This window comes from Belliella marina, assembly GCF_042682445.1.
Lineage (GTDB): Bacteria > Bacteroidota > Bacteroidia > Cytophagales > Cyclobacteriaceae > Belliella > Belliella marina.
In genome coordinates, this window is record NZ_JBHUHR010000022.1 from 314,239 (window position 1) to 328,832 (window position 14,594).

General features: G+C 39.9%; 13 protein-coding genes. 5 read left to right on the forward strand and 8 right to left on the reverse strand.

Going from position 1 to position 14,594, the window contains the following annotated elements; all coding sequences use genetic code 11:
* The first annotated feature begins 521 nt into the window (after positions 1-521).
* Positions 522-1,694: a pyridoxal phosphate-dependent aminotransferase gene (locus tag ACFSKL_RS08635; protein ID WP_376885378.1), complete on the forward strand. Its 1,173-nt coding sequence runs from the start codon at positions 522-524 to the stop codon at positions 1,692-1,694.
* A gap of 11 nt (positions 1,695-1,705) precedes the next feature.
* Complete coding sequence (locus tag ACFSKL_RS08640; RefSeq protein WP_376885380.1) at positions 1,706-2,842, forward strand: AEC family transporter; 1,137 nt, start codon at positions 1,706-1,708, stop codon at positions 2,840-2,842.
* Positions 2,843-3,112: 270 nt separating this feature from the next.
* Here the strand turns inward: ACFSKL_RS08640 and ACFSKL_RS08645 are convergent, their stop codons facing one another.
* From ACFSKL_RS08645 to ACFSKL_RS08680, 8 genes are all read right to left on the reverse strand, one after another.
* The gene (locus ACFSKL_RS08645; RefSeq protein WP_376885382.1) at positions 3,113-4,465 is read right to left on the reverse strand and encodes a hypothetical protein; all 1,353 of its coding nucleotides are present in this window, start codon (positions 4,463-4,465) and stop codon (positions 3,113-3,115) included.
* A 381-nt stretch (positions 4,466-4,846) separates the two neighbouring features.
* On the reverse strand, positions 4,847-6,247 hold the full coding sequence (locus ACFSKL_RS08650) for an NAD(P)(+) transhydrogenase (Re/Si-specific) subunit beta (protein WP_376885383.1): 1,401 nt from the start codon (positions 6,245-6,247) through the stop codon (positions 4,847-4,849).
* Complete coding sequence (locus ACFSKL_RS08655) at positions 6,244-6,561, reverse strand: NAD(P) transhydrogenase subunit alpha part 2 (RefSeq protein ID WP_376885384.1); 318 nt, start codon at positions 6,559-6,561, stop codon at positions 6,244-6,246. The genes ACFSKL_RS08650 and ACFSKL_RS08655 overlap by 4 nt, the downstream gene beginning before the upstream one ends.
* Before the next feature lie 2 nt (positions 6,562-6,563).
* Positions 6,564-7,688, reverse strand: a complete 1,125-nt coding sequence (locus ACFSKL_RS08660; protein ID WP_376885387.1) for a Re/Si-specific NAD(P)(+) transhydrogenase subunit alpha — start codon at positions 7,686-7,688, stop codon at positions 6,564-6,566.
* A gap of 233 nt (positions 7,689-7,921) precedes the next feature.
* Positions 7,922-8,434 carry a gamma carbonic anhydrase family protein gene (locus ACFSKL_RS08665; protein ID WP_376885389.1) on the reverse strand — a complete coding sequence of 171 codons (513 nt, stop codon included), beginning with the start codon at positions 8,432-8,434 and terminating at the stop codon, positions 7,922-7,924.
* Positions 8,435-8,738: 304 nt separating this feature from the next.
* Positions 8,739-8,939 carry a hypothetical protein gene (locus ACFSKL_RS08670; RefSeq protein WP_376885390.1) on the reverse strand — a complete coding sequence of 67 codons (201 nt, stop codon included), beginning with the start codon at positions 8,937-8,939 and terminating at the stop codon, positions 8,739-8,741.
* 69 nt (positions 8,940-9,008) lie between these two features.
* Entirely contained in the window at positions 9,009-10,043 is a 1,035-nt protein-coding gene (locus ACFSKL_RS08675; protein WP_376885391.1) for a type II toxin-antitoxin system HipA family toxin, read from the reverse strand.
* A gap of 3 nt (positions 10,044-10,046) precedes the next feature.
* Positions 10,047-10,403: a helix-turn-helix domain-containing protein gene (locus tag ACFSKL_RS08680; protein WP_376885393.1), complete on the reverse strand. Its 357-nt coding sequence runs from the start codon at positions 10,401-10,403 to the stop codon at positions 10,047-10,049.
* Between the two features lie 311 nt (positions 10,404-10,714).
* Here ACFSKL_RS08680 and ACFSKL_RS08685 point away from each other — a divergent pair, with 311 nt between their 5' ends.
* From ACFSKL_RS08685 to dinB, 3 genes are all read left to right on the forward strand, one after another.
* A complete protein-coding gene (locus tag ACFSKL_RS08685; protein ID WP_376885395.1) occupies positions 10,715-11,437 on the forward strand; it encodes a YceI family protein in 723 nt (240 codons plus the stop codon).
* A gap of 270 nt (positions 11,438-11,707) precedes the next feature.
* The gene (locus tag ACFSKL_RS08690) at positions 11,708-12,964 is read left to right on the forward strand and encodes an anthranilate synthase component I family protein (RefSeq protein WP_376885397.1); all 1,257 of its coding nucleotides are present in this window, start codon (positions 11,708-11,710) and stop codon (positions 12,962-12,964) included.
* 7 nt (positions 12,965-12,971) lie between these two features.
* Positions 12,972-14,054 carry a DNA polymerase IV gene (dinB, locus tag ACFSKL_RS08695; RefSeq protein ID WP_376885399.1) on the forward strand — a complete coding sequence of 361 codons (1,083 nt, stop codon included), beginning with the start codon at positions 12,972-12,974 and terminating at the stop codon, positions 14,052-14,054.
* Positions 14,055-14,594: the final 540 nt, after the last annotated feature.

Below are 14,594 nucleotides of genomic sequence, written 5' to 3' on the forward strand. Positions count from 1 at the left end.
ATAAAGTTAATTTTCTGGTTTTGGGTTCAATTTGACAGCCAAAAATAATCAATTCAAAAATATCCCTATATAAGATAAACCATAAAGTCTCAATTTTTTGAACATTAAGATTTGTTCTTCACCACTCTTTGAAATAGTATGGTATTTATGGTACATCAACCAATGTCGTTTGGATAAGTTCTGTCAGAATAAGTTAAGAAGAGTACAGGTGCCTTATTTGGCATGAAAGGATTTCAGAAGATTTGAATCTGGCTGATCTCGCTTTCTGCCAAAAAGCATTTGTGTAAATCTTATAACAATGGTTTAATTTTTATCCATCTATGTAAAAATATATGTTATTTAAAAATAAATAGGTTTTAATTTTAACTTATATTTTTTAGATTAACAGAAAATTTAGATAAAATGGTTCTTTTTATAATCTTGTTATCTGGTTTTTGATCCCAAATAGCCTTTTTCATGAACTGTCCGAACGTTCGTTCGTCGATGGTTGATCATCTACTGACATTTTAATATCCATTTATATGAATAAGTCAATCAATAGAAGAAATTGGATCAAATCTTCACTACTTGGCATCGGTGCACTCACTGTTGGCCCAGCCATTGCTTTTAACAAGAAAGCTGAGTTATTACACACCTATCATCCAGAAAGTACCCTTAAAGAATATATACCCACTTATAATTATGATGAGACGAGAATAGTAGCTCGTCTCTCAGCAAACGAAAACCCCTACGGCCCATCACCGAAAGTGGTCCAGGCCATCACCGAGGCTGTCAGCACCGGAAACAGGTATGGGCATCAAGATGCGGCTGCCTTAATCAAGATGATTGCCGAAAAAGAAGGGGTAACCCCAGACCATATTATGTTGGGTCCAGGTTCATCCGATCTGTTGGAAAAAACGGCATTTGTATCATTTGGAAATGGCGGAAATATTGTTTCTGCTGACCCTGCATATATGTCTATCATCAGTACTGCAAGGTCATTGGGAGCTACATGGAAACCAGTTCCTTTGACCAAAGACTATGCTCATGATCTGGACAGCATGGCTGAGGCGGTAGATGCAGAGACAAAATTGGTCTATGTGTGCAACCCCAACAACCCCACCGGATCGATTACTGATCCAGAAAGGTTAAAGCTGTTTTGCAGTTCTGTTTCAGAAAAAACTCCTGTGTTTGTAGATGAAGCGTATTTGGAATTTTTGGATAAGCCGGATACACACACTATGGTAGGTTTGGTTGCCGAAGGTAAAGATGTGATAGTAGCTCGGACATTTTCAAAGATCCATGGGATGGCAGGTTTGAGGATTGGGTATATAGTGGCGCAACCTGATAGGATCAAGTCTATTACGAATAAGGTAAGAAGTACTATGGGAATGTGCGTGACTTCACTTAAAGGAGCTATAGTAAGTATGCAGGATCAAAAATTTTTGGAGGATTGTCGTAAAATGAATACTGAATGTAGGGATTTTGTGGCTTCTGAAATCACTGCTTTGGGCTATGATATCATCCCTTCAGTTACCAGTTTTCTGATCTTTCCGATTGAGATGGAAGGTCAGGCTTTCATGAAGGCAATGTACGAAGAAGGAGTTGGGATCAGGGTCTTCAATATTGATGATAAACCCTGGTGCAGGGTAAGTATGGGAACCATGCAAGAAATGGAATATTTTGTGGACACTTTCAAGAAAGTAACTGTATAAATCCTGATTAAATGAGTGTTGCTTTACAAAAAACTTTATCATTGATCCTGTTGATTATTTTGGGTTTGTTTCTGAAAAGGAAATTCACAACTGCAGATCAAAACAAAGGAATCAAAACCATTATACTTGATATAGCTTTGCCTGCAATGATTTTTGTGGCTCTGCTCAAGATTGAAATCAACCCGGATTTATTGATTTTGCCAATTTTGGCATTGGTGTTCAATATTCTTATGCTATTGTTTACACGCTACGCCATGCTGGTATTTGGGATTGAGTCCAATACAGCAACGATGAGGACTTTGATGCTGCTGATACCATCTTTGGCTCCAGGCTTGACCTGTTTTCCCTTTATAGTAGAATATCTGGGTGATGATGTTTTGGCTTGGGCTGCCTTATCTGATATGGGCAACAAAGTATTTGTTTTGATCGCTGCCTATATGCTTGCCATGTCGTGGTTTTATAAAAACCACCGGCTAAAATCTAGATCCAATACCCAAAAGGTCAAAGAATTGTTGGTGTCGATGATAAAAGAACCAATCAATATGGTCATCATATCGGCAATCATCTTGTTGGGTATAGGTGTGAATTTAGAATCCATGCCGGTATTTGTAAGTGATGCCATCCTGATGATGAAAAACATGATGACTCCATTGGTCCTTCTTTTTATAGGGATTGCGGTAGTGTTCAAGTGGCAGCAATTGAGGATGATTACAGCATTGTTGGTGTTTAGGGCGGGATTTGTCTTTATTTTGAGTGGTTTGTTTGTGTTGCTTGTTCCTCTGCCAAATGAAGCAGCGGTATTGCTTGCGGTAGTGTTTCCACAAAGTGCGGTGAGCTTCTGGCCATTTGCTCATATGTCCGCAGTTAGGTCTTTGGAGTTGAAAAATAAGGACTTGGAGAAAAAACCAACCTTTGATCTGGAGTTGGGGATCAATATTTTGGCTGTGTCAATGCCTTTCAGTACTTTGTTGGTTTTGGGGATTTTTACCTCTGATTCATATTTTACAAATCCATATCACGTGCTTTTGTTTGGGGCGATAATGCTCAGCATGGCCGTTGTGCCAAAGGTCATCCAATGGTTGAAAAGTACGGATATAGGTTTGGATTCACTCAACGAAAAACAACTGGATGACAGCACTGTGGAATAATAAGTTTGCGAAAATATAGTGGTTTACAAGGTTTGATAGCAAATAAGCCTCCGCATTTTGTGGAGGCTTATTTTGTTAGGTTACACCAAAAGGATGCAGTTTTGTCTTTTGTGTCCAATTAGGGTGTATCCCTTTCTTTTGACGAATATTCTGGTTTTAGTGGTTAAGTTTTTTTTATCACTAATTCCAATAAGGTTTCTGAAAGTCAGTAAAGTCCAGATTTTGTCTGGAATTGGATGGATTCTTCTGTTTGCTCTGGCTGAAGGGAATTTAATTCCTGCCAAATCCCCAACTCAGGCCTAAATGGAAATCAGCTTGCATGGTGTCTGCAGTAAAGCCGGTAAGGATGGAATTGCTGCCAACAAAGAAACCACCATATCTTAATCCCAATCCACCGGAGTAACCTGCCACGTCCGTCTTTGACCATGGGGAGTATATTTCGAAGTTCCCCAACAATAGCCTAGGTGTGATCACGATCAGGTTTTGTGCGGTGATTTGTTCATTTGCATAATCATCCCCAGTCCTGAATTGTCCGTATGCACTGACAAATAGTTTTTCCAAAAGTTTCACTTCAGCATACCCGGATACGATGGATGGCAGGCTTGTTTTTATTCCTGTCGTTTCTGAGGTTTTGGTGAAATATCCACTGTCCAATAGTTGTTGCTCTATTTCATCAATATTATCTCCGAGATTGTCTAAACGAAAGTATTCATTCTCTGGGATGTTGATACTATAGGTATTGTTGATTTGCCCGTCTGCGAAAGTCATACTTCCCAGGTTCCTCACAGCAAGTCCCGCATTCAATCGAGGTCTTCCATATGCATCTTTCAGCTGGTAGTTGAATCCCAGATCTAAGCCCACACCTTTCATTTGGTTCAGTTTGAAGGAATATCCTTTCAGAGAGAAAATACCGTCATTCACCATATTGTCTGGATAGTTTAGATTGAGGGTTCCATTCGTATTGGTGAGACGCACCTCAGTTCCATCTTGAAGGATGACAGCATTGAATCTGTCAAGTCCAACATTGGTGTAAGTGTTTGGGAAGAGGAGTTTTAGACTGGCACCTGCAGAAAGTTTGTGTTTTTCTGTTTCGAATATTTCACGGCCAAGCACAAAGCCCAGTTCAATCCATGCATTTGCATTGATTCTTTGGTTGTAATTGCTGGCAATGCCTGTTTGACTGCTGGATGAATTCATTTCTATGTTGAGGATAGATTGCCCCAAAGTCGGATCCAAATCCACAATGTCAGCCTTTCCAAATGCCTGTGTTGTAATACCAAATGCCCATTTTCCATAGTTGAAACCTACAGAAGGACCGATGACGTTTATGTTTGAACGCATATTGACAGGCCTTTCATTTGCCCTGTTGAAAGCAACGTCAACCACATCTCCCCCAAAATCCAGGATATCTCCAAATGAAATGATGTTGTTGCCAACATCACCGCTGATTGAAAAGAAGTTGACTTCTATTTTTTTATCCAGATTGTTGATTTCTGCGGGATTCATCACCGCACCGATCATTCCTTTTCTTGGGCTATTTTGGATACCCAAAAAGGAATTTTGTGCCGAAGCAAGTGTGCCGATTCCAATGAGTATTGTCAGTGTTAATAATAGCTTTTTCATCCGGATATTTGTTGGTCTTAGAAGAATTCAGTCTTGTATAGTCTGTAAAAATATAAAAAAAGGAAAACAAATTATTGCTTTCCTTATTGATATCATAATATTAATAACAATCAATGGAGTAAATCTCTGAGCATAAAGAGGTTTGATGTGTAAGTCTAATACCCCGAATGGGCTTAAGTTTCAATGATCCCCGGATAGCAATCCGGGGATCATTGTCGATGATGGAGATAACAACATCAGAGGACTTGGCTGATGCAGACAAGGTTGGGCTGCTTCATTTGAAAGAGATGGGGGCATGGAATTTCAGGATTCGACAGAATCAGGGTACAATAAACCCAAGAGCTTTGGACAAATTTTCCAATGGACCAGCCTTCCAACTTTCTAAACTTCTTTCACCTCCGCAGTCAGCTTCTGCAAAGAGTCTTTTGCATCTCCAAACAACATCCTTGTTTTTGGATAAAAGAACAGTTCATTTTCAATGCCCGCATAACCGGCACTCATGCCTCTTTTTAGGATGATGACATTTTTGGCCTGGTCTACTTCCAAAATCGGCATACCGAAAATAGGGGAGGATGGGTCTTTTTTGGCAGCAGGGTTTACCACGTCATTTGCCCCGATGACAACCACTACATCTGTATTGGCCATTCTGGGGTTGATTTCTTCCATCTCCTGCATTCTTTCATATGGGACATCTGCTTCAGCCAATAGCACGTTCATATGTCCTGGCATCCTACCTGCGACAGGATGGATTGCATAGTTCACTGTTACCCCTTTTTCTTCCAGCAACTGTTCCAATTCATGGCAAATATGCTGTGCCTGTGCCACAGCCAATCCATAACCCGGAACGATTACGACATTTTGGGAATAGGAAAGTAAAACAGCGGTATCGGAAATACTGATCTCTTTTGCAGTTTGATCTCCAGCTTCCCCTTTCGCTCCGGAAGCTTTGGTTGCGCCAAAGGCTCCAAGCAATACATTGGTCAATGACCTGTTCATGGCTTTACACATCAGGATCGTCAGGATCGTCCCAGCGGAACCCACCAATATACCTCCGGTGAGCATGGCTTTGTTCCCATATAAGAAACCGCCAAAAGCTGCGGCAACACCTGTAAATGAATTGAGCAATGAAATGACTACAGGCATATCAGCTCCACCGATAGGCATGACAAACAGAATTCCATAGATCAAAGCTATCACCAGTAGGACATAAAATACAGTGGCATCACCATATCCCAACAGCTGATAGACTGTCAATGCAACTATTGTGAAAAGCATGACCATGTTGATCAATTGGTTCATCGGAAGGACTTTGTCTTTGATTTTTCCTTCCAATTTGCCGTAGGCTATCATAGAGCCAGAGAACGACACCGAACCGATGATCAAGCCTAAAAGCATCACCAAGAACTCTCCATCAAAAGAACTTCCCAAGCCAGTTTCGTGGTTTTGGAATTCTATGATAGCGATCAATGCGGCACATGCACCACCCATCCCATTGAAAAACGAAACCATCTGTGGCATGGCAGTCATCTGGACTTTCTTTGCCATCATCGTTCCGATAATAGTCCCTACGATCAAGCCCAATGCAATCAATCCATAATTAACCAATTTGGAATTGTCGAATGGCTGGTAAATAGTAATTGTTGCGATCACTGCTATCAGCATTCCGACTGCAGCAATCAAATTCCCTTTTCTGGCAGATTCGGGATGGCTGAGCATTTTCAAACCTATCACAAAAGTAAGGGAGGCAATAAGGTAAATGATTTCCAGTATGTTTAAACTCATGATTTCTTAGGTTTTTTCTTAAACATCTCCAACATTCTATCCGTCACTACAAATCCACCAACCACATTCAATGTGCCCATTACCACAGCCAAAAAGCCTACTATTAATGATGGGTAATTGTCAGGGGAAGCGTGAAGCATGACGATGATGGCTCCCACTACCACTACACCATGAATGGCATTGGCTCCTGACATGAGAGGTGTATGTAGGATTGCGGGGACATTGGAAATCACTTCTACTCCCAATAATATAGCGAGAATCAGGAAATAGATCATTTCCATATTTTCCCCAATAAAATTCAATGATTCTTCCATTTTTATTGTGTTAACATTTCAGAGATTCGGGAATTGACGGCTTCACCAGCATGGCATACGCAGGTTCCCTTGACTATGTCATCTTCGAAGTTGAGGTTGATTTCTCCATCTTTGATGATCAGTTTAAGGAAATTGAGGTAGTTTTTGCCATACATTTTGCTGGCATCTTGAGGCAGTTCAGATGCGATATTTCCAACGCCGATTATTTTCACTCCATTGATTTCTACTGTTTGGTCAGCTTGTGTCAAGGCGCAGTTTCCGCCTGAGGAAGCAGCAAGGTCGACAATGACTGAACCTGGCTTCATCGCCAAAACAGTCCTTTCTTCAACCAGAAGCGGCGCTTTTCTGCCAGGGATTTGTGCAGTGGTGATGATGACATCAGACTTGGCGGCATATTCGTGGATGGTGTCTTTTTGCTTTTGGATAAATTCTGCCGTTTGTTCTACAGCATACCCACCGGCAGCCTTGTCTTCTTTGGCACCTTCTACATCGACGAATTTTGCACCCAAAGAAAGAACTTCTTCTTTCGCAGCTTGTCTGACATCAAATGCAGAAACAGAGCCTCCAAGTCTCTTGGCTGTTGCGATGGCCTGTAATCCGGCTACCCCAGCACCCAAAATCAAAACTTTGGCTGGTGTGATACTTCCTGCTGCTGTCATAAACATTGGGAAAAAACGAGGCAAACTGCTTGCTGCCAATAGCACGGCTTTGTAACCCGTCACTGTGGCCATGGACGAAAGTACATCCATACTCTGAGCCCTTGTAGTTCTGGGTACGAGTTCCATGCTGAATGCAGTCCTTTTTTCCTTGACAAGAAACTTGGTGAGTTCAGGGTTGAAAAGTGCTCCCATTTGACCCAAAAGGACAGATTCGGGCTTCATTTTTAGAATTTCTTCCTGACTAATTGGTTGGATGCCACAGATCATGTCAACGCTGGCAAGAACTTCTTCCCTCGGTTTTATAGAAGCGCCGACAGCTATATAAGAAGCATTGTCTGCAAATGCTGAAAGTCCTGCGTCGGATTCTACATAGACTTGTGCACCCCATGAAAGTAAGGTTTTGACAGCCTCTGGAAGCAAGGCTACTCTGGCTTCCTCATTCGGCTCTTTTAATATTCCTATGATCATATGTGATTCGTGTATGGCGATGAAAGGATTGATTGGTTTTTTGCTTCAATTCCTAAAACTATTAAAATCTAAAGGAATAAAAAGTCTTGTTGGTGTAAAAATATTGCGGATTGTCAATTTTTCGATCGATATATTTGATCGCAATGGATGTTTTGAAATTATATGTTGAATCGGGGCAAGGGTAGGGAGGTTTGAAAAATACAGATAGGATTATCCGAAAACCCCATATCCAACTATTCTTTGAACCATTCGGCATACATCGGATAGTTTTTTGCAGTTCTCTCTATAACTTCCTGCATTTCGGGACCTGTAGTTTTTATTTTCTTCGCCGGCATACCGGCATAGATACTGTTTGCTTCTACTACCGTACCTGCCAATACAACTGCACCTGCAGCAATGACAGCTCCAGAATGGACAATTGCGTCATCCATCACTATAGCTCCCATTCCTATCAAAACATTATCATGAATGGTGCAGCCATGTACAATTGCATTGTGGGCGATGGAAACTTTATTGCCGATATAAGTCCCGGCTTTCTGATAGGTGCAGTGAATTACAGCCCCGTCTTGGATGTTGGTGTCGTCACCGATTCTGATTTCATGCACATCCCCACGGACTACGGCATTGAACCATACGGTGCAGTTTTTTCCCATGATGACATCCCCAACTACAGTTGCATTGTCTGCCAACCAGCAGTTTTCTCCCATTTGTGGACTTTTTCCTTTGATAGATTTGATTAGAGGCATTGGATTTTGATTGTTTGATTCACTGTGAACAAATATAGAAGATAAATAAGGAAGATGTTTTGGGTTTGTTTATTCTTCATTGAAAATGAATTCAGATATTCTAAATCTTATTCAAAGAATATCTATACATTTCTCATTTTATCCCTTAATATTAAAAATCGTTTTTTTACCTAAAGAATAGGCTGGAATTGGGAGATGCACAAGTATATCAATAGAGCAGATGAGAGGTTTTTGAATTTTAGTTTATGCAATGGCCCAGGTCGATATGGGTGAACCTTGTGTTGGTAAAGTTCATCAAGAAGTATCACCTTAGATTCAAAAGTGTTTTACCGATTTCATCTCTGAGTTTTGGATTGACTTCTACGGAGTCTGCATATTTTTTCCATTGATTTACTGTCTCGTTGATTTCTTGGATGATTTCTGATGCTTTTTTACAGCGGATTGATTCCCCAATCGATAGCAAATCAGATTTGTTGATGTCTTTTCTCTTGCCATTGATACTCAATGCATGTTGACTGACCCAATCGCTGCCGGGACGATAGGCATGGCATAAGTCATAAGCTGGGGCTAATTCCTATTTGCCACCTTGTTTCAGCAAAAAAGCAAAGTTCTTTGTGTGATCGTCACAGTTGCGGGAGACGACATTGAAAACCATTCTTCTGAACATTTGCTCGGCATCTGCATAGGTGAGTTTTAACTCACGCATACACTGAAAAAGTTGCTCATAACTGAAACTATTGACTTGATTAAAACCAAAAAGCTTCATCGCACAGAAGGTTTGGATGTGATGTTTGACATTTTCACCTTCCCGGTCAAATCTTCTGGTCATAAAGTGTGCCCTGCTATTTTCTTCCAACAAGCGAGAGGGCATCATCTCGATGCCGCAGTCTAAAGCCATCTTATAATAAGCCATTTCCACACGCCCATATCCATGACTTGATCCTAGTTGGATTTCACTGACACCATCAAGTTTGATTAGCCAATGTTCAAAACCTTTTGGAGATTTTGATTGTCCTGATTTTACCTCAACAGTTTTTTCATTCCAAGCAATGACAGCTTTTGGTCGGGCACCACCTGCGGATGTGCCAATCTTAAGGATTTCCAAAACAGCCTGCTCTTCATCTTTACTTAAGTTTGTGTTGAAAGCTTCTCTTTGGTTTAGCAAATGCTGGGCTGTTCCTATCAAGCTATCGATCTCAATGTTGAAACTTTTTTTATTTTCCTTTAAGACTGTCGGCTCAAATTCGAGCGCTCCCATTCCACGCTTGCCGATGAAGCAGAGCATTTCTACAGGATTCATGCTGTCTTGTGCACGGCCTTGCTGAGCAAGCCAAATATTGATCAATTGATTTCCATATCTATCAGGAAGTGTGTCTGCCAATAAGCCAGGCAATCCTTTGAAAGTATCGAAATTGGAGTTTTTGTCTTTTTTTAATTCAGGGAAAGAAAAAATGCTTTGTGATACGTCATTAGGCATCTTTATGGGTGCTAAGGTCCATCCCACTTGTTTGAATTTATCATCATATTCAAATATTGCCAAGCCTGTATTGTAATCCCATGCTACAGCCCCAACCAATTTTCCCCATATTTTTACTTCTGCTACATTCATGGATTACCAATCTAGTTCTTCAGATGGTTTATCTTTTTTCCCTGATCTTCTTCCTGCTCTCTGACGCTTCTCTTTTTGGAGTTTTAGGAGAGAAAGTGGACTTATAGATTCATGAATCTCAAAACCATCCATAATAAATAGTTTGTCCAATACCCTTAAGACTTGCAAAAGTGTTGCTATCGTTCCGTTATCTCCATTTTCTAGCAAACTTAAAGTGGATCGACTGATCCCCGCTTCATTGGCAAGTTGCTCTTGTGTTTTGTTTAGCTCTATGCGGTGATGCTTTATATATGCTCCTATTTGCCGAATTAAAGCCGAATCACTTTTTTGGTTGTATTTATTGTGTGTTATATCAGTCATTAATATATTTTTTTCGATTTAATGAATGGTTTATCATGCACTTGTAATGGTTTAAGTTCGGGGTTGAACAAGGAATAGTCGAACATGATGCCTATTGAAATATAATTGTCTAGGAATTTATTTACAAACTTTATCCTGGACAGTCTTTTTAAACCCTTGTTCTTAGGATCTTTACATCGGTTTAAATCCTTTGATACGCAAAAAACCTTCAGATATATTTATTTTTTTTACATATGGTTGAACTTTTTCCGATATTATTGGTTTTCGTGTATATACATTTAAAATCAGAAATTAAAATTCAAACACTTATTATGAAACTATTACAAAAAACAGGCTTGTTTTTAGCGGCAACTTTGATCGCAGTATCTTGTGGTGGCCCAAGTGAAACTGTAGAGACTACTGACGCTCAGGAAGTAGGAGAAGCTTCAGGTAGTACTTTGACTATCGATGCAGCAGCTAGTAATGTTGAATGGAGAGGCTACAAGCCTGCTGGTCAGCATTATGGTTCTATTCCGGTTACTTCTGGTGAATTGGTTGTAGATGGCGATGCGATCACAGGTGGTAAATTTGTTTTCGACATCACAGGTTTGAAAATCGACGATATCGAAGAGTCAGATGAAAACTATGGTAAACTTTATGGCCACCTTCAGTCTCCAGATTTCTTTGATGCAGCAAATCATCCTGAGGCTGAATTTGAAGTGACTAAAGTCGAAACTTATGCTTCGAGTGATAAAATCGAGGATACTGAAGAGTTCAAGACTGACAACACTCCTAAGAAAGATTCTGAATTGATCTCTGGAACGCCTACCCATTGGATCTCTGGTAACTTGACCATGAGAGGAAATACCAAAAACATCAAATTCCCGGCAGTAGTATCAATTGCCGATGGTACCGTTTCTGCAAAAGCAGGCTTTAACATCGACAGAACTTCTTGGGGTTTGTCATATGGTGACGAAAGCAGCGCAGCAGACAAAGCAAAAGACCAGTTTATCTACAATTCTGTGAGTGTAAACTTTGACATCAAAGCAAACTAAACCAATTGGATGCATTGATTGAGAGAGGAAATCGAAAGGTTTCCTCTTTTTTTATGTTTAACCCGAAATATGCATTAGAATTTCTATTACGATCTAAAACCACTTCATAATCAAACGCTTCGCTGCATTTAGCTCATTCACCATAGAAATTACTATGCTTCATTCGCTAAATGCTTGATTATTTTGTGTTTTTAGCTCTTCCCGTATGAATCGGGACAGGCTATTACGAACCCTAATACATAATCCGGGTTAAAAGGTTAATTTTGTAGGATGAACAATACTTATTACTTTTCTGAAGAAGCCTATGGAATTTGGATCAAAAAGCTCCTTTTTTGGGCAGATATCAAGTATGGATTTTTCGCATTCTTTGATGACAACGGTGTCAAATATCCCGAAAATGGCTTTGGAAAGTCATTTTTTGCTGCCCAAAAATCCATGGATATAAACCAAGCATTTGATTTGTATAGAGAAAAGGACTTGGTTGGAATCTTAAGCTATGATTACAAAAACAAGGTTGAGAAACTCCACAGTGAGAATATTGCTTTTACAGAGTTGCCGGAATCGGTTTTTTTTATTCCAGAATTGACCATACGATTTGATGTTGATTCCATTGAGATTGAAGCGGAAGATCCTGATTGGGTTTTTGGATCTGTGGATGCGGTTCTTCCCAATATAGATACCAACCCGAAGGTTGAAGTCTTAGCCCAAACCTCAAAAGAAGAGTATAAAGAGTCTGTAGAATCGATCCAAAACCATATCCGTGAAGGGGATATTTATGAAATGAATTATTGTATGGCTTTTTCATTTGAGTCTGATAATTGGAACCCGATAATTGGGTTCTTTGACTTGATGAAGAAATCTCCCATGCCATTTTCATCCTTATTCAAATCTGCAGACAAGTATTTGCTTTGCGCTTCCCCTGAGCGGTTTTTGAAGAAGGAAAAGAGAAAACTGATTGCCCAACCGATCAAAGGGACGATCAAGAGGGGAGTGGATGTCCATGAAGATGGATTATTGAAGGATATATTGTTGAACAGCGAAAAAGAAAGGGCTGAGAATTTGATGATTGTGGATTTGATGCGGAATGATCTTTCGAAAGTGTCCCAAACAGGTTCAGTGAAAGTTGACGAGCTTTTTGGAGTCTATGCATTTCCAAAGGTCTTTCAGATGATCTCCACTGTGAGTTCAGAATGCCAAGATGAGTTGGGTTTAAAAGCACTTTTCCATGCAACTTTTCCCATGGGAAGCATGACGGGAGCTCCAAAGATCAAGTGTATGGAATTGATTGAGAGGCATGAGAAATTCAAGCGTTCTTGGTTTTCGGGAACAGTTGGCCATGTGGGCAAAAATGGAGACATGGATTGGAATGTTATTATCAGGAGTATCATTTTCGATAAGAATTCCCAAAAAGGTTATTTTGCAGTAGGAAGTGCGATTACGTTTGATGCAGATGCATCATATGAATACGAAGAGTGTCAGCTCAAAGCTGCTGCAATTATGGAAGTGTTATCCGGTGATTTGTTGTAGATAAATAATGGAAAATATCAGGAAGATCATACATGTGGATATGGATGCTTTTTATGCGTCTGTAGAGCAGTTGGATAATCCTGAACTGAAAGGAAAGCCAGTAGCAGTAGGAGGAAATCGTGAAAGGGGCGTGGTTGCGGCAGCATCTTATGAAGCAAGAAAATATGGCGTTCGCTCTGCCATGTCTGGAAAAATGGCAACATTGAAATGTCCCCAGCTGATTTTTGTCAGACCAAGGTTTGACCGTTACAAAGAAATTTCCAACCAGATCAGGGAGATTTTCTTTGAATACACTGATTTGGTAGAGCCCTTGTCTTTGGACGAAGCTTTTTTGGACGTGACAGAGAACAAGTTCCAAAATCCATCGGCAACACTGATTGCAAAAGAAATCCGGGAGAAAATCAAATCCAGAACCGGGCTGAATGCTTCTGCCGGGATTTCCTATAACAAGTTTTTGGCAAAGACCGCCTCTGATATCAACAAACCAAATGGACAAGCTGTAATTTTACCGAAAGATGCAGAGGCATTTTTGGAGAGATTGCCCATAGAAAAGTTTTTTGGGATAGGAAAAGTGACTGCGGAGAAAATGAAACGGTTTGGGATTCATCAAGGAAAGGATTTGAAGGAATACAGCCTACAGTTTTTGACCAAGAGATTCGGAAAATCAGGCCTCCATTTTTATAATATCGTCAGGGGAATCCATATGAGTGAAGTACAGCCAAATAGAGAAAGAAAATCTATCAGCGCAGAAAACACTTTTGAGAAGGACTTGCATACGCAGGCAGAGTGGGAGTTGGCATTGAAGGGGATTTATGAAGAACTGATTAGGAGAACGGAAAAAACCGGAATCAAAGGCAGGACCGTGACCCTGAAAATCAAGTATAAGGATTTTACGCTTCAAACCCGAAGTAAGAGCTTTGACCAATATCCTGATAATGAAAAAATATGGGACACTGTCATGGAACTGTTGAACCAGGAGGGCTTGTCAGATGCTGTCAGGTTGTTTGGTATTGGTATCTCCAACCTCAATCTGATTGAAGAGAAGATTCATTTTGGAAAGCAGTTGTGGTTTGATTTTGAGGACTATTGATGTACTAATTAATGTCTGCTGAAAAAATAGAGATAGACTATTTTTAATATTTTCCAACAATTTTACAGGTCGCTCCTATGGAGCTTCTTTTACACTATTATATTTAATCTCTACAAACAGTTAGTCCCAATGGGACTTTTCAATATGTGAGAACTTCATGTTTGCTAAAAACATTTGGGACTATAGCTCCGTAGGAGCTTACTGTTTATAGCAAAATAAAGTTTAATAATCAGTTAAGCTCCTTAGGAGCGACCTGTTTTTTCAATAAATTCAAAGCTGAGAAATAGATTTATAAAATTAAAATTTAAACTATTTTCAGGAAGTCACAAAAGGTTTATTTGTTTAGGTGCTCCGAAAATTTGATTGCCATAGATGTTCCGATAATAAAATTGTCGTTTACCATATTGGTTTTAGTTTCAAAAACATTGTCTTTACTTTCTGACTAACGTAAACAAAATCCCTCAATTTGAGCTGATTTCGAGGCCTAAATCCTCATTAGTCAGACCGAATTTATCGATTTGTTTTTTTATTCTCTTAACT